The following is a 22485-nucleotide window of genomic DNA, read 5'->3' on the forward strand; positions in this document are numbered from 1 at the left end:
TCTATTTTTTTAATAATCTGAACTGAATAAAACGTCCATTTGTTTTTGAATTTCTGGGTTTTCCAAGAATTCATCATAGGTTGTTTCTGCCCGATCAATAACCCCTTTATCAGAAACAGCAATAATTCGGTTCGCTAATGTTTGGATAAATTGGTGGTCATGTGAAGCAAAAAGAATTGAACCAGTGAAAGCCATCAACCCATCATTTAACGCAGTAATTGATTCTAAGTCTAAGTGGTTCGTTGGATCATCTAAAACTAAGACATTGGCTTTGGAAAGCATTAATTTTGAAAGCATGACACGCACTTTTTCGCCTCCGGAAAGAACATTGACTGGTTTTAGTACCTCTTCACCAGAGAATAACATCCGACCTAAGAAACTACGTAAGAACGTATTGTCATCTTCTTCTTTACCAGCAAATTGACGTAACCAATCTAAAATGGTTAATGGCTCTTCAAAGTCTTTGCTGTTGTCTTTTGGTAAATAAGCTTGGCTAGTTGTAACGCCCCAACGAACAGAACCTGTATCGGGAGTAATTTCGCCCATAATCACTTTGAATAACGTAGTCGTTGTAATATCTGAGTCAGCGATGAATGCCACTTTATCATCTTTTGTTAAGTTGAACGAGATATTATCTAAGATTTTTTTGCCATCAATCGTTACAGAGACATTTTCAACTTGTAATAAGTCATTGCCGATTTCACGTTCTGGTGTAAAACCAACGAATGGATAACGACGAGAGGAAGGTTGAATGTCATCTAAGGTAATTTTATCTAACATTTTTTTACGAGACGTTGCTTGTTTTGATTTTGAGGCATTGGCGCTAAAACGAGCGATAAAGTCTTGTAATTCTTTGATTTGTTCTTCTTTTTTGGCATTAGATTGTGCTTGCAATTTTGTCGCTAGTTGGCTTGATTCCAACCAGAAATCATAGTTACCCACGTAAAGTTTGATTTTACTAAAGTCTAAATCTGCCATGTGGGTGCAGACTTTGTTTAGGAAATGACGGTCATGGGAAACCACGATAACAGTATTTTCAAAGTTGATTAAAAATTCTTCTAACCAATTGATTGAGCGGGTGTCTAAACCATTTGTCGGCTCGTCTAATAGTAAGACATCTGGTTTACCAAAAAGAGATTGAGCTAATAATACTTTGACTTTTTGACCAGCTGTTAATTCGCTCATTTTTTGATCATGTAATTCTTCTGGAATGTTTAGCCCTTGGAGTAAAACAGCTGCTTCAGGTTCTGCTTCCCAACCGTCAAGTTCAGCAAATTCGCCTTCTAGTTCTGCGGCACGAATCCCATCTTCATCTGAAAAATCTTCTTTCATATAGATAGCATCTTTTTCTTTCATTACTTCGTAAAGACGTTTATGTCCCATAATTACAGTTTCTAAAACAGTGTAGTCTTCGTAGTCAAAGTGATTTTGTTTCAGCGTTGCTAGTCGCTCATTAGGACCCATTGAAACCACGCCAGTTGTCGGTTGAATCTCACCTGATAAAATTTTAAGAAACGTTGATTTTCCTGCACCGTTTGCGCCGATTAAGCCGTAACAGTTGCCAGGAGTAAATTTAATATTCACTTCTTCAAAAAGTTTACGATCTGGAAATTGTAAACTTACATCATTAACAGTAATCAATTGTTTTCCTCGCTTTTAATATATTCTTGAACCTCTCTGCATTATATCGGCTACAGAACCTTTTTTCAAGGAGTTTCAATCTTTTTACAGAAACGAATAAAAAGGTGGGTTTTTTATAGAAAAAAGGCGCTTTTTTAAAATGTTTCATGTGAAACAGAATTTTTTTTCATGAAAGGGTTTTTAGTGTATTTTTTTAATGATACACTGTATCATGTAAATTAATTAGTGTATCGATTAAAGGAGCCATCAAAAATGAAGCGGATTGAAAAAATCTATCAATATGTTAAAGAGCAAACGAAGAATTTAACGCCAATGACCTTAACAAGTGATGCGGGAGTCACGACACAAGAAATTTCAGAACGTTTAAACATTCAGCGGACCAATGCTAGTAAAGATTTGAATCAACTGGTTCGTGAAGGGCGCTTGAAAAAATTATCTGGTCGACCAGTAAAATATGTCGCGCAGGTGGCGTTTCAGCATCGACCATTAACCAAGCCAGTTAAAAGTTATCGGGAAAAATCAATGGATCACTCCACAAAAACTTTTATCGAACCATTGGTTGAACCAGTAGTCACGACAAGTAAAACCCCAGAAGTTGAAGATATTTTCAAAAAAATTATCGGTTCAGCTGGAAGCATGAAAACGCCGGTGGAACAAGCCAAAGCAGCGATTTTATATCCGCCAAAAGGCTTGAATTGTTTAATTACTGGACCAACAGGTTCTGGGAAAACTTATTTTGCTCATGCCATGTTTCAATTTGCGAAGCTGAACCAAATTGTGGCCAAAGAAAAAGAGTTTGTGGTGTTTAACTGTGCAGACTATGCGCATAATCCAGAACTTTTGATGTCGCATTTATTTGGGTATGTAGAAGGGGCCTTCACAGGCGCTACGAAAGCAAAAGAAGGGATTATTGATGAAGCAGATGGCAGCATTCTGTTTTTAGATGAAGTACATCGGTTACCACCCGAAGGACAAGAAATGATTTTTTATTTTATGGATCACGGCGTGTACGCGCGTTTAGGTGAAACAGTGAAATCACATCATGCGGATGTTCGGATTATTTGTGCTACGACGGAGAATCCTACTTCTTCTTTATTGAATACTTTTGTGCGACGCATTCCGATTATCATTCAATTACCGAACTTTAGTGACCGTCCTGCGAAAGAAAAAATTGACCTCCTAAAAGTGATGGTTTCAATGGAAGCAGCGCGGATTCAACGGCGAATCTCTTTGTCAGAAGATGTGGTCAAAGCGTTAATTGGAAGTGTTTCTTATGGAAATGTCGGTCAGCTAAAATCGAATGTGCAACTTGTGACTGCGCGAGGGTTCCTTAATCAGATGGAACAAGAGGAATTAATGATTACGATGGACGAATTAACGGACAATATTAAAGAAGGCATTATGCAACTTGCCAGTAATCGAGAAGTATTGTCGGAGTTATCGAAATATCTGGAACCGCAATTAGTGGTATCACCAAATGAATCTTTAGTAGCTATTCAGTCAGATGCCTATGAATTGCCTTACAATCTATATGAGATTATTGGAGATAAAGCGGCTCTCTTAAAAGCAGACGGCTTGGACCAAGAACTAATTAATAATTTTATTACAACGGATATCAATGTTCATTTAAAATCTTTCTACAAAGATTATGGATTCACCTTTGATACAGAAAATAAATTGGCTGAAATTGTTGACCAACGAATTATTGATGTCACTAAGAAAATTTATAATTTTGCAGCGAAGCGGTTATCGTATTCGTTTCAACCCAATTTTATTTATGCAATGAGTTTACACATTAGTTCTTTCTTGAAACGCATCCAATTAGGCAAAGATCCTAAGCATCCTTTAAATGAAAGTATTCGAAATATGGTTTTAGATTATCCAACAGAGTTTGAAACAGCGAAAGAAATTAAAAATATTATTGAAAGTAGTTATCAGATGGAGATTCCTGAATCTGAAAGTTACTATTTAGCTGTTTTGCTCATTTCTTTAAGAGAAAATCCTGAGGCTGGCCGGATTGGCATTGTCGTGGCTGCGCACGGAAATAGTACCGCTAGCAGTATGGTACAAGTGGTTTCTCAATTGTTAAATGTTGATAATTTGAAGGCTGTGGATATGCCGTTAGATATGCCACCGAAAGAAGCTTTGCGTAAAATCGTTGAAGCAGTTGGTGAAGTGAATGAAGAAAATGGCGTACTATTATTAGTGGACATGGGTTCATTAAGTACGTTTTCAGAAGAAATTGTACGCCAGACAGGCATTGATGTGCGGACAGTAGACATGGTGACCACGCCAATTGTGCTTGAAGCGGCCCGCAAAACCGCATTAATTGATACGCAATTGGAAACACTTCACGAGTCTTTAAAAAACTTTCATGGCTATGCCGATATTCGCCAAAGTGAAACGAAACAAATCATTGAAAATTGGAAAACAAGAGCAATTATTGCTATCTGCGCTTCTGGAGAAGGAACTGCGCGCCGAATGAAAGAGCTTATTGAGGAAGCTGTCTTGCCACAAATAGACTGGCATTTAGAAGTGATTCCTTTGTCCATTGTAAATATGAAAGAAGTCTTGCCTAAAATTCAAGAAGACTATGAAATTATTGCGACAACTGGGATTACCAATCCCAAAATTGGTGTTCCTTATATTTCCATGGAAAATTTCTTTTCCGGTGAAGCAGAAAAAATTATTCAGCAATTACTAGCAGAGCGGAAAGAAGAAGTAATGAATAAGCCGTTGGACGAAGCGGCAGCAAAAGAAATTTGTCTAAAATATATGGAGCAAAGTTTCACTTTCATTAATGGAAAAAAAATCATTGAGCTGTTGTGGTCATTCGCTAAAAATATCCAAACCCAATTAACGATGCCAGAAGAGTACACATTTTACATCAATTTGATTATGCACACATCGGGCATGTTGGAGCGTATTTTACGGAATGATACACTGACGGTTTCAGAAAAGGAACTTGGTCGATTGGTTCAAGAACCAATTTATCCAGTGATTGTGGCCTCAATTGAGACTATGGAAGAAGCTCTTAATATGGATGTTCCAGCAGAAGAAGTTTATTTTATCGCACAGTTAGTCAAAAATGCCCAGTGTATCGAAGATAAAATCACCGAAATTGATACACTAGATTAATACAGAAAAATCGATACACTATTTATTAGTGTATCGATTTTTTGATTTTCTTAAAAAAACCTATAATTTTCTAGGTTTCGAACCGATACACTAAAGTTGGCACGAAACTTGCTTATAATAAGGTGTCCCTTTTTACCTAAATTTTTAAGTAAAAAGACAAAGGTCCTAACCTTTAAAAATGAATTTAAAGGAGCATTCCCGATGGTAATGGATATTCGTTTAGCTCGAATTGATGATCGATTAATTCATGGCCAAGTAGCAACTGTTTGGGCAAAATTGACGAACATTAATCGCATTTTAGTGGTTAGTGATTCCGTTGCTCATGACAATTTGAGAAAAGCCTTGTTGGTCCAAGCTGCTCCACCTGGTGTCAAAGTAAATGTCATCACTGTTCAAAAAATGATTGATGTTTACCCTGATCCTCGTTTTGATTCGTTTCGAGCCATGTTGTTATTCACTAATCCTTTGGACGTGAAACGAGTGGTCGAAGGCGGTGTACAACTAACTTCTGTGAATATTGGCGGAATGAGTTTCAGCACAGGCAAGCGAATGATTACGAATGCAGTCGCAGTGGATGCCAACGATTTAAAAGCATTTCTGTTTTTAAATGAACAAGGTATTGAATTGGAAATTCGAAAAGTCGCAGCAGACAGCCAAGTGAATTTGATGGATTTACTGAAAAAAGAGCGTAGCAAAGAAAATAACGCCAGCTGACGTTTATTTTTACAGACGAAAGACATTGAAAGGATGTGGTGGCCTAGGACCAACATCATTGCTTCATGAACTGTATTGATAAAGGCAAGTGCTGATGTTGAAAAAAATCAAGAACTATTGAAATTTTTTCATTTATTTTTGTCAGAATCTGATTTATCTGATTTTTTTCAAAAAGTGAAAGCGTTTAGCAGTACAACCATGAAAAAAAACATCAATTATACAGGAGGTATAAAAATGGTAGGAATTATCCTAGCAAGTCACGGTGAATTTGCTGAAGGGATCTTGCAATCTGGTGCAATGATCTTTGGCGAACAAGAAAATGTAAAAGCAGTTACGTTAATGCCTAGCGAAGGTCCCGATGATGTAAAAGCAAAAATGCAAGAAGCCATTGCATCGTTTGACAATCAAGACGAAGTACTATTTTTAGTTGACCTATGGGGAGGAACACCATTTAACCAAGCGAACTCATTGTTAGAAGATCATAAAGACAAATGGGCAATCGTTGCAGGTATGAACTTACCAATGGTTATTGAAGCATATGCTTCTCGTTTCTCTATGGAATCAGCACAAGAAATTGCGACACACATTCTTGAAACAGCAAAAGATGGTGTCAAAGTTAAACCAGAAGAGTTACAACCAGCAGAAGCACCAAAAGCTGCTACGACAGAAGATGCACAGCCAAAAGGTTCGTTACCACCAGGTACAGTTGTTGGCGATGGCAAAATTAAATTTGTGCTAGCACGTATTGATTCACGTTTATTACATGGTCAAGTAGCAACAGCTTGGACAAAAGCAACACAACCAAACAGAATTATTGTTGTTTCTGATGCCGTTGCAAAAGATGACTTACGTAAGAAATTAATCGAACAAGCAGCTCCTCCAGGAGTAAAAGCCAATGTTATTCCAATCAGTAAAATGATTGAAGTAGCGAAAGATCCACGTTTTGGCAATACAAAAGCATTATTATTATTTGAAAATCCTGAAGACGTCTTAAAAGTGGTTGAAGGCGGCGTAGAAATCCCAGAAGTAAACGTTGGTTCAATGGCTCACTCTGTTGGAAAAGTCGTTGTAAGCAAAGTATTATCAATGGGTCAAGAAGACGTTGATACGTTTGATGAATTAAAAGCCAAAGGCATCAAATTTGATGTGCGTAAAGTGCCAAATGATTCAAAAGCGAATATGGACGAAATTTTGAAAAAAGCAAAAAATGAGTTAGCAAACGCGTAACTCGCCAAATACAAATCAAAATAGGAGGCTTATCATGTCTGTTATATCAATTATTTTAGTTTTACTCGTTGCCTTTCTAGCTGGTATGGAAGGGATTTTGGATGAGTTCCAATTCCACCAACCGTTAGTAGCATGTACATTAATCGGATTAGTTACTGGTAATTTAGAAGCCGGAATTGTTTTAGGTGGTACTTTACAAATGATCGCGTTAGGTTGGGCGAACATCGGGGCTGCCGTTGCACCGGATGCCGCTTTAGCATCTGTTGCCTCAGCAATTATTTTAGTTTTAGGTGGCCAAGGTGTTAAAGGTGTTCCTTCAGCGATTGCCATCGCAGTTCCTTTAGCGGTTGCAGGTTTGTTCTTAACAATGATCGTTCGGACAGTTGCGGTTCCAATCGTTCACATGATGGATGCGGCTGCTGAAAAAGGCAACATTAAACAAGTTGAAATGTTACACATTTTCGCTGTATGTTTACAAGGTATTCGTATTGCGATTCCAGCAGGTGCTTTACTATTCATTCCTGCTGACACTGTTCGTAATTTCTTAGAATCAATGCCAGCTTGGTTAACTGATGGTATGGCTATCGGTGGTGGTATGGTCGTTGCCGTAGGTTATGCATTAGTAATCAACATGATGGCAACAAAAGAAGTATGGCCATTCTTCATTATCGGTTTCGTAGTCGCAGCGATTTCTCAATTAACATTAATCGCATTAGGTGCTTTAGGTGTCGCTTTAGCTCTTATTTACTTGAACTTATCTAAAATGGGCGGTTCTTCTAACTCAAATGGCGGAGGCAACTCTGGCGACCCATTAGGCGATATTTTAAACGACTACTAATTCTGAAGGAGGAGCAAAGAAAATGGCAGAAAAAATTCAATTAACTAAAAAAGATCGTTTAGCTGTAGCTTGGCGTTCAACATTTATCCAAGGTTCTTGGAACTATGAACGTATGCAAAACGGCGGCTGGGCATTCTCAATGATTCCAGCAATCAAAAAATTATATAAAACGAAAGAAGAACGTTCAGCGGCGTTAAAACGTCACTTAGAATTCTTTAATACACACCCATACATTGCCTCACCAATCCTTGGTGTAACATTAGCTTTGGAAGAAGAACGTGCCAATGGCGCACCAGTTGATGACGTAGCGATTCAAGGGGTTAAAGTTGGGATGATGGGTCCTTTAGCCGGTGTCGGTGACCCAGTTTTCTGGTTTACTGTTCGTCCAATGTTAGGAGCTTTAGGTGCTTCCTTAGCAATGGGTGGTAATATCTTAGGCCCAATCTTATTCTTCGTTGCTTGGAACTTAATTCGTTGGTCATTCATGTGGTATACACAAGAGTTTGGTTACAAAGCAGGTTCTAAAATTACTGATGACCTTTCAGGTGGTTTACTACAAGATATTACAAAAGGTGCTTCTATTTTAGGGATGTTCGTACTGGCCGCATTAGTTCAACGTTGGGTATCGATTAAGTTCTTACCAATTGTCTCACAAGTTAAGTTAGACAAAGGTGCTTATATCGAGTGGGATAAACTTCCTGCTGGCGGTGAAGGAATGCATAAAGCCTTTGAACAAGTGAACCAAGGCTTGGCGCTTTCACCAACGAAAGTTACTACTTTACAAGATAACTTAGATCAATTGATTCCAGGTCTAGCACCATTACTACTTACATTCTTATGTATGTGGTTATTGAAGAAAAAAGTTAGCCCAATCGTTATCATTCTTGGTTTATTCGTAGTCGGCGTAGTCGGCCACTTAATCGGCTTATTATAAGAATGACGAGGTAAGTTTATTACTTCTAATCAAAAAAAGCGGAAGAGAAGTCGAGAAACTTTTCTTCCGCTTTTTTAAACAAAGATGTAATTTTGTTTGTTTCGATCAGGAAAGAAACGTATAATAAAGAGGAATTAGTCGAATGAAATGGAGCAGATAACATGGTACAATCATTAAACACAAAAGTTGATTTAGTTATAGATGCGACGGCATTTACAGGATTAACAGATTATGGACAAATTATGATAGGTGACCGCGGGTTTGAATTTTACCATGCCAAAGATCCACGTAAGTTTATCCAAATTCCGTGGGAAGAAGTCGATTACGTGTTGGCTTCAGTAATGTTCAAAGGAAAATGGATTCCTCGTTATGCGATTCAAACCAAGAAAAATGGGACGTATACGTTTGCTTCAAAAGAGCCGAAGCGAGTGTTACGAGCTATTCGTGAATATGTTGACCCAGATCATATGGTCCAATCTTTGAGTTTCTTTGATGTCATAAAAAGAGGGATTCTCTCGATTGGGAAAAAGAAAAAATAATTTATAACTGTTACTTTTTTATAAACTAGATGAAAAAGTAGCGGTTTTTTTGTGGGAAAACGAGGGACTTATTTATACAAAAAAGGCACAATTGTGCACCAAAAAAGAGACAATCAAGTGATACGTTGTTTTTAATGGAGTTATCATTGAAATGGTTTTCAGAAAGCACGATGAAAATATTTGACACCTTGTAAAATAGTAGTAACATAATAAGTGTAATAAATTATTTTATAGAGGAGTGAGTGTCATGGAACAACGACAACATCATGGAATGGACTGGGGTTCATTAGTATTAGGAATTCTATTTGTTCTGACTGCATTAATTTCTTTCCAAAATCCTGCCGGTAATTTAATTGCCATTGTGATGGTTTTTGCGATTTTTGCTATTATTAAAGGGATTTTCGAAATTTTTGTACGTAATCGTATGAAAGAATTACTAGGCTACAAAGCTTATGCACCAATCATCTTAGGGATTATTGATATCCTAATTGGTGTTTACTTATTGTTTAACTTAAATATTGGTGTCGCTGTGTTACCATTTGTTTTTGCAATTTGGTTTTTATTCGACTCAATTTTCGGCTTATTTACTTTAGATTTTGCTAAACGAGTAAGCACAGGTTACTTCTGGTTCACATTAATTGTTGATGTTTTAGGGATTATCTTAGGTGTAATGTTATTATTTAATCCATTGTCTTCAGCATTAACTCTAAGCTTCTTAGTTGGCTTCTACTTTATGATGTTTGGTATTAGTAATATTGTATATGCTTTTAGATAAAAGAAGTAAAAAAACAGGTTTTCCGAAAAGGAAAACCTGTTTTTTTAATAACGACGGTGGCAGTTGCCATTATTTCCCGAAATTGTTCGAACAAGCCACACGATAATCGCTACGGGAACTAAAATTTTTACTGCTAGCCACAATAAGCTTCCCACGATACCGACAACGGCACTAAAGAGTGAACCGACAACTAAAAATAAAAGGACCACTAAAAGAATATTTATAAACATTGGTCGTTGATTATTCATACGTACTACCTCCAAATTTTTCCTGTTTTCTATATACAGAGTATAGCAAGAACGCGCAATAAGTACCTCCATCGGAAGGCTGATTTTTTTCTCTGGCGAATGATGGAGCCGCTGTTGGTTATTTTGGACTTTCTTATTGAAATAATCAGAATATTCTGGTGTATAATTATAAAAAAGGATTTAAAGTGAGGGATTGGATGTCGACTGAGGGATTAATCGCTTTGTTAGAAAAGAAACGAAATGATTTAAGTAAAATTGAAAATCAAGTACTGGATTATATTTTGACGCATATGACGGAAATTAGTTCACAAACCATTTATGAGGTGGCGCAGGCGTTGTTTGTCTCAACAGCCACTATTTCTCGAACAGCAAAACACTTAGGTTATCGAGGCTTCCAAGAATTAAAATACGCGATCGTCCAATCGGTGCAGAGCGAGAGCACAGAAAGCGATAGTCTTAGTTTTCAAGCCATTACACAACAGTTGATCGCCAATGTGCAAGACAGTTTTCAACAAATGGATGAAGCCAAAGTCGCGGAAATGCTTAAAATGATTGAGCGTGCGAATACGATTGAAGTGTTCGGTGTTGGTGGCAGTTTTCCTATTTGTACTGATTTTGCACGAAAGCTAACATTTTTAGGAAAAAAAGCCTATGCACGATCTGATTGGGATGAACAAGCGGCAGCAGTTAAGAATCTGGATGGACAGGATTTAGCCATTTTTGTCAGTTATACAGGAGAAACTAAGGGGATTTTAGCGTATGCACGTGTAGCGCAGGAACAGCAAGTGCCGATGATTAGTTTGATTTCGACTAAAGGAAGCACCTTGGAAAAATTGTCGACGACGACGTTATTTGCCAAAGGGACGACACGTTATCATCAGCGCGTGGATTTAAGTTCAAGAATTGCTGTCATTTGTTTGTTCGATACGGTTTTATTAATGTACGCAGAGGCAAAGCAACCGCGGTAATTTTATGCAACACCATACTAAATGATGTAAGGGGATACAGAAAAAGTGTAGCCTCTTTTTTCTTTGTTTTGGGCTAGTTATAATGAGGGCAATGAATGTAAACGCAATCATTTTTAGTTTTGTAAAGAATGAATGGAGGAGTTAAGAAATGGCAGTAAAGAAAAAGAAAGCGACTTTCTGGGAGTTTTTCCAAGGATTAGGTAAAACGTTTATGTTGCCAGTGGCTTTATTAGCTTTTATGGGGATTTTGTTGGGATTAGGAAGTTCTTTTTCCAGTGAATCCATGATTGAAACGATCCCGTTTTTAGGAAAGCCCGCAGTGAAAATTATTTTCCAATTTATGTCGACAATTGGTGGTTTTGCGTTTGCCTATTTACCTGTCATGTTTGCAATGGCCATTCCGTTGGGGTTAGTTCGGAAAGAAAAAGGAATTGCTGCGTTTTCAGGTTTCGTAGGCTATACGGTGATGAATTTAGCGATTAATTTCTACTTAGTGCAGACGAATCGCCTCGTGGATCCTGAGCAGTTGCGGGAAGCCGGCCAAGGAATGGTTTTTGGGATTCAAACGATTGAAATGGGCGTTCTTGGTGGAATTATCGCTGGGCTTATTGTCTATAAGTTGCATAATCGATTTTACACGGTGCAACTACCAGATAGTTTTGCCTTCTTTTCTGGCGCACGGTTTGTACCAATTATTACTTCATTAGTGATGGCCTTCGTGGGCTTAGTAATTCCGTTAGTTTGGCCACTTTTCGCGCTAATGATTATGGCGATTGGCCAACTTATCCAACGTTCTGGTATTTTTGGGCCTTTTCTGTTTGGGTCAGGGGAACGTCTACTGTTGCCGTTTGGGTTGCATCATATTTTGGTTTCCATGATTCGTTTTACTGAAGCAGGGGGTTCAGCGGTGGTGGCTGGCAAAGAAGTGTTTGGTGCGTTAAATATTTTCTATGCAGAATTGCAAAATAATTTACCGATTTCACCAAGCGCAACAGCTTTCTTGTCACAAGGGAAAATGCCGACCTTTATTTTTGGCTTACCAGCGGCGGCACTTGCGATGTATCATACTGCAGCTCCGGCGAATCGACATAAGATTAAAGGCTTACTCCTTTCGGGTGTAATTGCTACGGCTATCACTGGCATTACAGAACCAATTGAATTTTTATTCTTATTTATTAGTCCATTATTATGGCTGTTTCATGTCATTATGACTGGTCTAGGTTTCATGGTAATGGCTTTATTAGGTGTTGTGATTGGAAACACTGATGGCGGGCTACTAGACTTTGTTATTTTTGGCTTGTTACAAGGAACTTATACAAAATGGTGGTGGGTTCTCATTGTCGGCGCTATCTGGTTTGTTGTTTATTATTTCGTCTTTAAAACAGTCATTGTAACCTTTGATTTAAAAACACCTGGACGAGACAAGGTCTTAGATGAGACTGAATATACCGATCAAGAAGTTCAATATAAGAAAACGGGTGGCTATGATGCGCCTGGGATTTTAGCGGCTTTGGGTGGGCAAGAGAATATTCAAGCTATTGATAATTGCATTACGCGTTTACGTTTAGTGTTAGCAGATGCTAATAAAGTAGATGATGACAAATTAAAGCAATTAGGGGCTTTAGGCGTCGTGCATTTAGATGCGCAGAATGTGCAAGTGATTATCGGAACCAAAGTGACAACGGTCCGTAATCAATTAGAGATGATTTTAGGTTAGAAAAAAGACAGAAGGTGAAGAGTGTGTCGTTTGATAAAGCAATTGATCGACGAGGAACGTATTGTACACAGTGGGATTTTGTAGAAGATCGATTTGGGGAAGCGGACTTGCTTCCCTTCACTATTTCCGATACGGATTTTGCTGTGCCAGAGGCAGTTCTGGCAACATTACAGGAGCGTTTGAAACATCCCGTATTTGGCTATACGAGGTGGAACCATCCACAATTAAAAGAAGCAATTCAAACGTGGTACCAGACAAGATTCCAGACGAAGATTGAAGAACACTGGATTATGTATACCCCGACCGTTATCTATGGGATTTCTGCGTTGATCCAATTATTAACTAATGAAGGGGAGGGCATTATTTTACAAACACCTGCGTATGATGCATTTTTTAAAGTTATTCAGGAAAATAAGCGGCAAGTAGTGGCAAATGAACTGCTTTATCAAGAGAAGCGCTACAGCATTGATTTTATTGATTTAGAAAAAAAACTAGCGCAACCAGAAAATCGCTGTTTGCTTTTATGTTCCCCGCATAATCCAACAGGACGTGTTTGGGAGCAATGGGAATTAGAGAGAATGGTTTCATTGTGCCAACAGTATGATGTGTTTTTACTTTCTGATGAAATTCATATGGATATCGTTAATAAAGGCCAAGTTCATCGACCAATTACGCAATTTGGTTATAAAAAATCTGCCATTATTACCAGTGGCACGAAAACCTTTAATTTTCCAGGGCTGATTTTTGCTTACGCCCTAATTCCAGATAACGAATTACGTGACGCTTTTCAGCTCAAATTAAAAAATGCCGATGGTTTATCATCAACAAGTATTTTGGGAATGCTAGCAACCATGACGGCCTATCAAAAATGTGGTACTTGGGTTGACGAGTTGAATGATTATTTAGCGGAGAACCAACGTTACGTGAAAGATTTTTTACAGACATATTTGCCAAAAATTAAAGTGACGGAGCTGGAAGCCACTTACTTAATGTGGTTGGACGTATCAGCGGCAGTTCCAGATGTGGCCCGCTTACAAGAGGCTTTAGTTTCTGTGGGGAAAGTCGCCATTATGGACGGCTCGATTTATGGCGGTAATGGACAACGATTTTTACGGTTAAATATTGGCTGTTCGCAAGCAAAACTACACGAGGGACTTGAAAGGATGCGCCAAGGTTTTGAAGCTGTTTTACAAAAGGATGGCACAGCATCAGCGCTTGGGAATAATTGAGAAAAGATAGCATTCCGAAAATGGTTGCAGTACAATGGAAAAATAGAAACAAATAAAATAACAAAAAGTAACAACTTGTCATTTACTGGGGGAAAAGAAATGAAAACAATTAAAACAAAGCAAGCACCACAAGCAATTGGACCATATTCACAAGCAAAAATTGTGAATGGTTTATTGATTACTTCTGGTCAGATTCCACTGGATCCTGAAACAGGCAAGGTGGTTGGGACAACGATTAAAGAACAAACCAATCAAGTACTGAAAAATATTCAAGGGATTTTAACAGAAGCTGGTAGTGATTTTGCTCATGTAGTCAAAACGACATGCTATTTACAAAATATGGCGGATTTCACGGCATTCAATGAAGTCTATGCTGAGTATTTTAGTGCGGAATATCCTGCACGCACAACGATTGAAATCTCTAAATTACCGATGGATGTGTTGGTGGAGATTGAGATTATCGCAGAAGTAGTGGCGTAAAAAATACAGTTAAAAGAGTGAGAAAAAAATCGTCTTAGATTTTTTTCTCACTCTTTTTTTTCAATAAAACAATACGATTCAGCCAAAATGTCTAGCCGTGCTGGAAAATTTTCAGCAAATAGGCTACCATGGAAGAAAATCGATAAAACGAAAGTTAAATGAATAGAAAAGAGATATGAAAGAGGCTATAAGATGAAAAAAAATATTAGCCAACTAACGCAGTGGTTGAAAGAACACAGTTTATTATTGAAACTAATTTTTCTTGGTTCTGTATTAGTTTTCGTGGCTAACCAAGTGACACATATCGCTCAAGGCATGACCTGGGCGGATATTTTTTCCACGATGGAACAACAAAGTACGGGGCGTTTAATTGGTATGGTCTTGGCAGGACTATTAGGGGTTATTCCGATGCTCCTTTATGACTATGTAGTCGTTAAATTATTGGAAAAAGAAGGTAAGCCACCAATGAAACGAATGGATTGGTTAACTTCGGCTTGGGTCACCAATACCATTAATAACTTAGCGGGTTTTGGCGGCGTGGTTGGTGCAACGCTACGGATTAATTTTTACGGAAAAGATGTACCGCGGGGCAAGGTTGTAGCAACGGTCTCAAAAGTTGCTCTGTTCTTGATTTCAGGGTTATCTATTTTATCTTTTGTGGCGTTTGTTGATTTATTTTTTATTCGAACCCAAAATGTTTTTCGTGAATATTGGGTTTGGTTATTATTGGGCAGTCTGATTGCGCCAGCGCTCTGGTTTTTCACGTATTTAAAACGGCGAACATTGTTTAAAACATTTTTTCCAAAAGCGGTACTCCTATTATTCGGCGCTTCATTAGGTCAATGGCTAGGGGGGATGTTTGCTTTCTTAATGATAGGTCGCTTGATGCAGGTGCCAGTTTCGATGGTTTCTGTTTACCCAATGTTTGTTATCGCTACGTTAATCGGGATGTTAACTATGGTTCCTGGTGGTATGGGAACGTTTGATGTCTTAATGATTTTGGGCTTATCACAATTAGGGATTGATCGATCACAAGCGGTCGTCTGGTTGTTGTATTATCGTTTGTTTTATTATGTGACGCCTTTTATGACAGGAGTTATTTTGTTCTTGCAACAAGCAGGCATGAAAGTTAATCAATTTTTTGATAATTTACCTCGGTTATTTTCACAAAAAGTGGCGCATTTTATTTTGGTGGCGGCGTTATATTTTGCAGGAATTATGATGGTTCTATTGTCGACTGTGACGAATTTGTCGAATGTCAGTCGTTTATTCCAAGTGTTACTTCCCTTTTCTTTTAATTTTTTAGATCAGACATTGAATTTATTTGTAGGATTCTTGTTATTAGGTTTAGCTCGAGGCATTTCTATGAAAGTGAAAAAAGCTTATTGGCCTACAATTATTTTACTAGGATTTTGTATTGTAAATACGGTGGCACGAACGACTTCGTGGCAGTTGATTACTGTTTATGCTGTTATTTTATTGGCGGTTATTTTGGCTCGTAAAGAATTTTATCGTGAAAAGTTTGTTTATTCATGGGGCGCTTTAACGGTAGATAGTATTTTGTTTGGCTGCTTGTTTATCGGTTATGCGGTTGCTGGCTATTACGCCGCACGACCAGCTGGTGGCAATCAAGTTATCAATCACTTTTTGTTGTTCCCGTCAGATGATGTTTGGTTTAACGGATTGATTGGATTAAGTATTTCCTTGATTGGTTTATTCTTTTTGTATCAATATTTAGCCGAAACAACTGTTACTTTAGGTGAGGGGTTTGAGGAAGCGCGGTTGACACGCTTTTTGGAAAAATTTGGTGGCAACGAAGGCAGTCAATTTTTGTATTTAAAGGATTATGGTCATTTTTATTACCAAGAAGAAGGCGAAGATCAAGTACTTTTTGGGTTTCAAATGAAGTTTAATAAATGCTTTGTCTTGGCGGATCCAATTGGGCAACGAGAGAAATGGACAGCGGCGACACTGGCGTTTATGGATCAAGCTGATTTGTTAGGCTATCAATTAGTTTTTTATCGTATTTCGGAAGAATATGTTATGAATCTTCACGATTGCGGCTTTGAATTTATGAAAGTTGGGGAAGAAGGCTTGATTCAATTTGATGAGCCGTCAACAGTGAATCAAACAGCCTGGACGGAAACAGTGACTGAAAAAATAGCAGCAGAAGCAGCGGATTTTCAGTTTGAATTTTATCCCGAAACGATTAGTGATGCCTTATATCAAGAGTTAGAACGAGTTTCTGCGGACTGGTCACGGAATCAAAAAGAGCGCTACTTTATTGGTGGACGGTTGGATCCCGAGTACTTGAAATGCAGTAGCGTGGGCTTGGTGAGACAGAAACAAACGGTCATTGGTTTTATTACGGGAAAAGAAATGGAAAAAGGCAAAAGTATTTCGTATGATTTGTTACGTATTCGTTCAGAAGCACCTGCTTTTACTAGAGAATATTTGTTCACTCATTTTATTGAAACCTATCAACAGCAGGGCTATCAATTAATTGATATTGGGATGGCGCCGTTGGCTAACGTAGGGGAGAGCAAGTACTCTTTCTTAAAAGAACGCTTTGTTAATATTTTTTACAAGTATAGTTATCAAATTTATGCGTTTCAAGATACACGCAAGCGCAAAGAACAATATGTCACTAGTTGGCAACCACGTTATTTTGCTTATCCTAAGCGGACCAGTGTACTCTTTGCTTTTGTGCAACTTTCCTTGTTGATTACGAAAGGAAGACATCAAAGTGTTTCGCTTGTGGAAGAAGCAATGACTGAAATTTAAAAAAATCACGCGATGACTTAGCCATCGCGTGATTTTTTTATTTGTCTTCTTTTTTACGGTTTCGTCTAGCAGGAATCAAGGTTACGTAGACAACGAAACCACCAGTACATAGAACGAATAACACGATGCCAGGAATCAATCCTTCTGGTAAATAAGAGAACTGAATAGTATGGGTTCCAGCGCTGACAGGAACGCTTAGAAAGGCATCTTTAAAGGCTTTTGGGGTAACTTTTTTGCCATCAATTTTGACACGCCAACCTTTGTCATAAGGAATTGTAGTGACGAGTACTTGATCTTTGTCGGCGGTAAAGGTACCTGAAGCAGAGCGTTTGCCAGTGGTTAAATCAACGCCTTTTTCTTGCACGGCGGAAATGGCTTTTTCAAATGCATTGGTATTTAAGCCAACTACTTGCGGCTGAACAAAACTTACTGCTTTGGTTCCATAAAAACTTACTTTGAAGTTAACGGTTGTATCTTTTGGATAGTAGCCTAAATTATAATATTGGCCAGTAATGCCAATTTGTGATTGCTGACTCGAGCCGTTCACGGTGACCGTCGCAGTGGAACTTTCCAATTGAGCAAAATCCGTTGGGAATAAACTCAAATAAGCTTGCGTATTGGCGGGCACATTGACTGTATAAGAAATCTCTTTGGCTACGTTATGTTGTTTCTCCGTAAAAGTTACGCCAGCTGTATTTTGCGTAATTGTCACGTTATTTTGAAGAGTCATCGTTGGTTGATAAAAGGTAAAATACCGTTCATTAGTATTGGCTAAAGCATTTAGTAAATTTGTTTGACTACCTAAATTATCATTGAGAGGTTGCCGGACATTGTAAATCTCTTTGTTTGCTAAAAATCCTAACGGCAAAGCATTTTCGTTACGATAAAGCTGATATTTACCAGCAGCAGCTTGTCGTTCAAAGCCGAATTTCATTGGATTATTTTCAGCAATATTGTATTTAATGCCCATCAAAGCATCCATTAACAAGGTATTATTTTGGTAACGAATATTTAAATTCGTGCCTCGCGAGCGGAAACCTAAGGCGTTTAGGTATGTTGAAGAATGTCGGTTCCGTACGGAAGAAAACATGCTAATGCCACTGTAGCCATAGTTAATGCCGTCATTGGCCGAAACACCATTTAAATTTTCCAAGCGATAAAAAGTATCATTTTCTTTTTTTGTTTGATCGACTAGATTTTTTAAGTCAGGATAAGGTTCAGAATACAAACTACGTGATGCGTAGTTCCAATCATCTAAAATACCAGTGACCATCGCCCGTGTGTTAATGATTGCTTCACCAGAAACGAGTAGCAATAACAAAATCACTAAGTATTGCATAGGCGCTTTTTTCAATTGATAAAAAGCAATCCCGAAAAAGTATAATAGCAAAAAAGTTGCCGTTAATACGAAAGAGGTTAAAGTCACAAACGTATAACTAGTAGCACCTTTTGTGCCCATTGCAAGAGCAAAAATTGCTAAAAGAATCAAAATCAAGCCGCTTAAGACGCCGAGATCATCCTTTTCAAATTTCTCCCAACCATAACCAGCAAGCAAAATAACTAGGAATGAAAAGAGGAAACTATAGCGGAAAAGAAACATGTTCGGCGCATGCATACCGTGCCAGAATAAATTTAAGGGCGTGATGTAAAAGCTAGCAATCAATAGGACAAACAAACTGCCAAAAAGTAGTTTGTTTTTCAATGGAACTTCTTTCGTAACGAAATAGAAGAGACAAAAAATCAAAGGCAACAACCCAATGTAAATAAAAGGAATGGACCCATATTTGGTTGTATCGTAAACGCCAATCATATTTTTCATAATAATATCTAAAAAGGCAGTCGCTTCTGTTTTAAAGGTTGTAATTTCAGAAAGAGTTTCACCATTGGTTCGTAAATCTAAGACAGCAGGTAAGACCATAATCATAGATGCTCCACCAGCTAAAAGAGAAGTAGTAAAATACGCAACGATTCGAGATTTATATCGTTGCCAGTCTGTAAACGTTCGTGCAAAATAGTACAGGAAGGAAAACAACCCAATCATAAAGCCAAAATAATAATTTGTAATGAAAAGCAAGAAATAACTGACAAACAATAATGTCGGTTTTCGTTGGTCCATTAAACGATGAATTCCTAAAATTACGAGTGGCAGATAAATAAAGGCATCCAGCCACATAATTAATTCTGAATGGGCCACAATGAAGGACATTAGCGCATAAGACACACTTAAAGTCACATGGGACCATTTAGGAATCTTAAAGGTTTGTTTTGCCAAGAACCAAAAACTCAAGCCAGCACTCCCAATTTTCAATAACGTTAGGAAATAGAGCGCATCAGGCATGTTTTGATTGTTAAAGAAAAAGACGAGCGGCGTAAATAAGCCACCAAGATAATAGGAAATTAAGGACAAGTAGTTTAGTCCCAAAGAAGCATTCCACGTATAGAAAAGACTTTGTTTTCCATGAAGAACATTGTTAAAGCTTGCGTGAAAATTTGAAAATTGAGAAAAGGCATCGCTGGCTAAAACACTGCGACTACTTCCTGGATAAATCCCAATACTCAAATAGATAATTGCCATAATTAAAAATGGAATGAAGAAACTGGCTAACATATAAGGCCAGTTGTTTTTTAAAAACTGCCTACTTTTATTTTTCATAAATAACCTCACCTGATTTTTCGAAAGTACCTATAGTTTATCATACTCTTTATTTGATGTACCAATAGAAGAAAAACTTTAAAATTTTATTAGGATCCTAAGGGTGGAGTGAAGAAGAATTAGTAGTAAGAGATTGACATTCAAATGCTAAATCACCAGATTAAAACAACGAATATTCTCCGAAAAATTGCTGAAAACACCCTGTGGATAACTTTGTGCATAACTCTGTTGAAAACCACAAAAAAGCTTTTTATCTCGGTTTATCCACAAGGATAAGTTTTCGAGTTGCTAAAAAAAATAGACGCAAGTTCAGAAGGCCTGCTTGCTAAAAGTAAAGGAATCCCTAAAGTTGAAAGAAGATGAAAACGTTATTAAAACAACGTTTTCATCTTCTTTTTTCTAGAATTTACAAAGATTTAATGTCAAACAAATAAGCATTGTGGAAAAGTTTTTTGGAAAAAACAAGAAATTTCATCCACAAAGTTTTCTGTGGAGAATTTAAAAATGCTTGTCAAGCTTTTTTTGAAAAAATGTGGATAACTTTTTAAAGACAAGCTTTTTTCCATTTGCGAATTTGCGTTCGGAAACTAGTAAAAGGGGCAACGCTATTAATGTGAATCCATTTCCAAAGAGGCCATTGTGCTTTGGTGGTCGCCCAAGCCCGTTGTTGAGGTAAAAATAATTCGTCTTCGGAAAGCGAGTCAATCCAATGAAGTAATTTTTCTAAGGTGTCTTGCAACGCAATCAGCTGACTTTCTAAACTCATTTGTCCATAGGTTTGATAAAATGATTGATAGAGAGCACCCAGTTGATTCCATTTATAACCTTCAGCTGGCGTTTGAACGGTCAGACCACGTTGTTCTTGTTCTTCCCAAGAAAGCAGCAAGTTGAGCCAGCCTAATTGATAGGCTAAGTTCTCTGAAGGTGTTTTAGCTACTGTTTCAATTCGGTGATCTTTAAGTGTTTCAGGAATTTCTGCAAATTCAGCTAAATATTTTTGTGAAGCTATTTGAATGGCCTCAATCAAGGCTTCTTTTGATTCATAGGTTCGCATTCTTCGGCTAACGTCCTTTCTTGGTAGGATCTGCTTGTTTTTCATGAGTAATTTGAGTGACTAAACCAAAAGGATCTTTCACAATCGCATAAAATGTTGCAAATTCATTTTCAATTGGTTCTTGGATAATACAGGATTCGGGATGGCACGTGAGTTTTTCAAAAATTGTTTTGGCAGAGTGACGGCTCTCGACGGTTAAGCTGAGGGTCAATTGTTCTGTGGGCGTGGTATTCATTCCTGCAAACAAAGGATTATCAGCTAGTTGTAATTGAAAAGTGTCCATTTGTAAAATCGAGTGAGAAAGCCAGTGTTCTTCGCCAGCGGGAATGGTCAAAGAAGGATTTAAGCGCTCTTTAAATTCTTGATTAGTAATTTTAAAAAGAATATCACCAGCAAAGGCTTCTTGGTAAAACGTCAAGGCTTCCGTTGCTCGTCCATTTAAGACCATAAAAAGGGCAAATTGTGTGTTTTTCATTGTTTGAACCTCCTAAGATTGATAAGATAAGCATAACAATAAAAGGTGTCAAAAAGTGACACCGATGGAGGGAAAAATGAAAAAATCAGAACGTTTAAATCAGGAACTTTTTTTCTTGAGAACCCATCCTCAGTTTAATTTAAATCAGTTAATGAAAACTTTTGGGATTTCTAAAAGCACAGCTTTGCGGGATATTGAAGCTTTGGAAAATTTAGGCGTGCCGCTATATGTGGAGAATGGTCGTTATGGTGGCTATCGAGTTTTAAACAAACCGTTGTTGCCGCCGATTTATTTTAACGAAAATGAAGTGTTAGCGATCTTTTTTTCGTTACAATTACTGAAATTAGTCGCAGAGTCACCGTTTGGTCATTCCTATCAGCAAATTAAGCAAAAATTATTGCATTCTTTAGATGAACCAACCCAATTTAAAATCAGTCAAATGAGTAAGGTCGTCTATTACGAAGGAATTGAACAAGTAGAAGCACCAGGCAATTTAGAGCAGCTGTTTCATTGTATTTTGGCGCAACAAGTAATTCAGTTTAACTATACCAGATATGAAGCAACAACGAAAAAAATCTTACCAACCCGGTTAACTATTTTAGAAGGGTATTGGTATTGTTCAGGCTATGATGTGACTAAAAAGGCTTGGCGTACTTACCGCTGTGATTTTATGGAGGCTATTCAGCAGTTAAACCAAACACTGGATTTTACGACTGAAGAACTGAAAGAATCGTATCGCCATCAACAAACGACGGCACGTACGATTCCATTTAAAGCAATCATTACAGAAAAAGGCAAAGAATTTTTTTATAAACATCGCTTTGACAATATTCAGTTGGAAGAAACGCCCACGCAGTGTTTTTTAGTTGGACAGATTCATCCAACAGAAACACAATTTTTAGCCAACTATTTTATGGGCTTTGGTGAAGAAGTGACAATTTTAGAGCCAGTCCAAGTGAAACAAGCATATGTAGAAAGTATAATGAGGATTCAAAAAAAATATCAAGAATAGATTGTAGAACTGTGAACAATCTCATGTGTAAAAATGCACATTGGAGAAGAGAAAGAAAA

Annotated in this window: 18 protein-coding genes; 13 read left to right on the plus strand and 5 right to left on the minus strand. The window is 37.7% G+C overall.

Features of this window, described 5'->3' with window-relative positions; genetic code table 11:
• Positions 1–9: 9 nt before the first annotated feature.
• Positions 10–1641, minus strand: coding sequence for an ABC-F family ATP-binding cassette domain-containing protein (locus IGL17_RS00075; protein WP_002359215.1), 1632 nt, complete (start codon positions 1639–1641; stop codon positions 10–12).
• A gap of 252 nt (positions 1642–1893) precedes the next feature.
• On the opposite strand from IGL17_RS00075, the gene IGL17_RS00080 reads away from it, so the two are divergent.
• From IGL17_RS00080 to IGL17_RS00110, 7 genes are all read left to right on the plus strand, one after another.
• Positions 1894–4779 carry a sigma 54-interacting transcriptional regulator gene (locus IGL17_RS00080; RefSeq protein ID WP_002415226.1) on the plus strand — a complete coding sequence of 962 codons (2886 nt, stop codon included), beginning with the start codon at positions 1894–1896 and terminating at the stop codon, positions 4777–4779.
• Between the two features lie 201 nt (positions 4780–4980).
• Positions 4981–5493: a mannose/fructose/sorbose PTS transporter subunit IIB gene (locus IGL17_RS00085; protein ID WP_002385473.1), complete on the plus strand. Its 513-nt coding sequence runs from the start codon at positions 4981–4983 to the stop codon at positions 5491–5493.
• A gap of 234 nt (positions 5494–5727) precedes the next feature.
• Complete coding sequence (locus IGL17_RS00090; RefSeq protein WP_010775468.1) at positions 5728–6720, plus strand: mannose/fructose/sorbose PTS transporter subunit IIA; 993 nt, start codon at positions 5728–5730, stop codon at positions 6718–6720.
• Between the two features lie 34 nt (positions 6721–6754).
• Complete coding sequence (locus tag IGL17_RS00095) at positions 6755–7558, plus strand: PTS mannose/fructose/sorbose transporter subunit IIC (protein WP_002356031.1); 804 nt, start codon at positions 6755–6757, stop codon at positions 7556–7558.
• Between the two features lie 22 nt (positions 7559–7580).
• Positions 7581–8492 (plus strand): PTS system mannose/fructose/sorbose family transporter subunit IID, encoded by a 912-nt coding sequence (locus IGL17_RS00100; protein ID WP_002356032.1) that lies wholly within the window; start codon positions 7581–7583, stop codon positions 8490–8492.
• Positions 8493–8653: 161 nt separating this feature from the next.
• A complete protein-coding gene (locus IGL17_RS00105; RefSeq protein WP_002356033.1) occupies positions 8654–9031 on the plus strand; it encodes a DUF956 family protein in 378 nt (125 codons plus the stop codon).
• A 247-nt stretch (positions 9032–9278) separates the two neighbouring features.
• Positions 9279–9806: an HdeD family acid-resistance protein gene (locus IGL17_RS00110; protein WP_002356034.1), complete on the plus strand. Its 528-nt coding sequence runs from the start codon at positions 9279–9281 to the stop codon at positions 9804–9806.
• Positions 9807–9850: 44 nt separating this feature from the next.
• Here the strand turns inward: IGL17_RS00110 and IGL17_RS00115 are convergent, their stop codons facing one another.
• Complete coding sequence (locus IGL17_RS00115; RefSeq protein WP_002383512.1) at positions 9851–10054, minus strand: hypothetical protein; 204 nt, start codon at positions 10052–10054, stop codon at positions 9851–9853.
• 197 nt (positions 10055–10251) lie between these two features.
• Between IGL17_RS00115 and IGL17_RS00120 the strand changes: the two genes are divergently transcribed.
• The 5 genes from IGL17_RS00120 to mprF all read left to right on the plus strand — a co-directional run bounded on the left by IGL17_RS00120 (position 10252) and on the right by mprF (position 17232).
• Positions 10252–11022, plus strand: coding sequence for a MurR/RpiR family transcriptional regulator (locus IGL17_RS00120; protein WP_033624281.1), 771 nt, complete (start codon positions 10252–10254; stop codon positions 11020–11022).
• Positions 11023–11170: 148 nt separating this feature from the next.
• Positions 11171–12739, plus strand: a complete 1569-nt coding sequence (malX, locus tag IGL17_RS00125) for a maltose/glucose-specific PTS transporter subunit IIBC (RefSeq protein WP_002378674.1) — start codon at positions 11171–11173, stop codon at positions 12737–12739.
• A 14-nt stretch (positions 12740–12753) separates the two neighbouring features.
• Positions 12754–13968, plus strand: coding sequence for a MalY/PatB family protein (locus IGL17_RS00130; RefSeq protein WP_016618494.1), 1215 nt, complete (start codon positions 12754–12756; stop codon positions 13966–13968).
• A gap of 99 nt (positions 13969–14067) precedes the next feature.
• Positions 14068–14448 carry a RidA family protein gene (locus IGL17_RS00135; RefSeq protein WP_002356039.1) on the plus strand — a complete coding sequence of 127 codons (381 nt, stop codon included), beginning with the start codon at positions 14068–14070 and terminating at the stop codon, positions 14446–14448.
• Between the two features lie 192 nt (positions 14449–14640).
• Positions 14641–17232, plus strand: coding sequence for a bifunctional lysylphosphatidylglycerol flippase/synthetase MprF (gene mprF / locus IGL17_RS00140; RefSeq protein ID WP_002407592.1), 2592 nt, complete (start codon positions 14641–14643; stop codon positions 17230–17232).
• A 37-nt stretch (positions 17233–17269) separates the two neighbouring features.
• Here mprF and IGL17_RS00145 read toward each other — a convergent pair whose 3' ends face one another.
• The 3 genes from IGL17_RS00145 to IGL17_RS00155 all read right to left on the minus strand — a co-directional run bounded on the left by IGL17_RS00145 (position 17270) and on the right by IGL17_RS00155 (position 21414).
• Positions 17270–19885: a YfhO family protein gene (locus IGL17_RS00145; RefSeq protein ID WP_016618497.1), complete on the minus strand. Its 2616-nt coding sequence runs from the start codon at positions 19883–19885 to the stop codon at positions 17270–17272.
• A 544-nt stretch (positions 19886–20429) separates the two neighbouring features.
• Positions 20430–20939 carry a ClbS/DfsB family four-helix bundle protein gene (locus IGL17_RS00150; protein ID WP_002356044.1) on the minus strand — a complete coding sequence of 170 codons (510 nt, stop codon included), beginning with the start codon at positions 20937–20939 and terminating at the stop codon, positions 20430–20432.
• 7 nt (positions 20940–20946) lie between these two features.
• The gene (locus IGL17_RS00155; protein ID WP_002408153.1) at positions 20947–21414 is read right to left on the minus strand and encodes a VOC family protein; all 468 of its coding nucleotides are present in this window, start codon (positions 21412–21414) and stop codon (positions 20947–20949) included.
• Positions 21415–21478: 64 nt separating this feature from the next.
• Between IGL17_RS00155 and IGL17_RS00160 the strand changes: the two genes are divergently transcribed.
• On the plus strand, positions 21479–22426 hold the full coding sequence (locus tag IGL17_RS00160; protein WP_002389777.1) for a helix-turn-helix transcriptional regulator: 948 nt from the start codon (positions 21479–21481) through the stop codon (positions 22424–22426).
• The last annotated feature ends 59 nt before the right edge of the window (positions 22427–22485 follow it).

Origin of the sequence: Enterococcus sp. AZ088, from assembly GCF_051714845.1 — a bacterium.
Taxonomy (GTDB): Bacteria; Bacillota; Bacilli; order Lactobacillales; family Enterococcaceae; genus Enterococcus; species Enterococcus faecalis.

Bases quoted from the DNA above. Each gene is read 5' to 3' on its own strand.
- IGL17_RS00080 (WP_002415226.1), top strand. From the start codon at position 1,894: ATGAAGCGGATTGAAAAAATCTATCAATATGTTAAAGAGCAAACGAAG.
- IGL17_RS00085 (WP_002385473.1), top strand. From the start codon at position 4,981: ATGGTAATGGATATTCGTTTAGCTCGAATTGATGATCGATTAATTCAT.
- IGL17_RS00090 (WP_010775468.1), top strand. From the start codon at position 5,728: ATGGTAGGAATTATCCTAGCAAGTCACGGTGAATTTGCTGAAGGGATC.
- IGL17_RS00095 (WP_002356031.1), top strand. From the start codon at position 6,755: ATGTCTGTTATATCAATTATTTTAGTTTTACTCGTTGCCTTTCTAGCT.
- IGL17_RS00100 (WP_002356032.1), top strand. From the start codon at position 7,581: ATGGCAGAAAAAATTCAATTAACTAAAAAAGATCGTTTAGCTGTAGCT.
- IGL17_RS00105 (WP_002356033.1), top strand. From the start codon at position 8,654: ATGGTACAATCATTAAACACAAAAGTTGATTTAGTTATAGATGCGACG.
- IGL17_RS00110 (WP_002356034.1), top strand. From the start codon at position 9,279: ATGGAACAACGACAACATCATGGAATGGACTGGGGTTCATTAGTATTA.
- IGL17_RS00115 (WP_002383512.1), bottom strand. From the start codon at position 10,054: ATGAATAATCAACGACCAATGTTTATAAATATTCTTTTAGTGGTCCTT.
- IGL17_RS00120 (WP_033624281.1), top strand. From the start codon at position 10,252: ATGTCGACTGAGGGATTAATCGCTTTGTTAGAAAAGAAACGAAATGAT.
- malX (WP_002378674.1), top strand. From the start codon at position 11,171: ATGGCAGTAAAGAAAAAGAAAGCGACTTTCTGGGAGTTTTTCCAAGGA.
- IGL17_RS00135 (WP_002356039.1), top strand. From the start codon at position 14,068: ATGAAAACAATTAAAACAAAGCAAGCACCACAAGCAATTGGACCATAT.
- mprF (WP_002407592.1), top strand. From the start codon at position 14,641: ATGAAAAAAAATATTAGCCAACTAACGCAGTGGTTGAAAGAACACAGT.
- IGL17_RS00145 (WP_016618497.1), bottom strand. From the start codon at position 19,885: ATGAAAAATAAAAGTAGGCAGTTTTTAAAAAACAACTGGCCTTATATG.
- IGL17_RS00150 (WP_002356044.1), bottom strand. From the start codon at position 20,939: ATGCGAACCTATGAATCAAAAGAAGCCTTGATTGAGGCCATTCAAATA.
- IGL17_RS00155 (WP_002408153.1), bottom strand. From the start codon at position 21,414: ATGAAAAACACACAATTTGCCCTTTTTATGGTCTTAAATGGACGAGCA.
- IGL17_RS00160 (WP_002389777.1), top strand. From the start codon at position 21,479: ATGGAGGGAAAAATGAAAAAATCAGAACGTTTAAATCAGGAACTTTTT.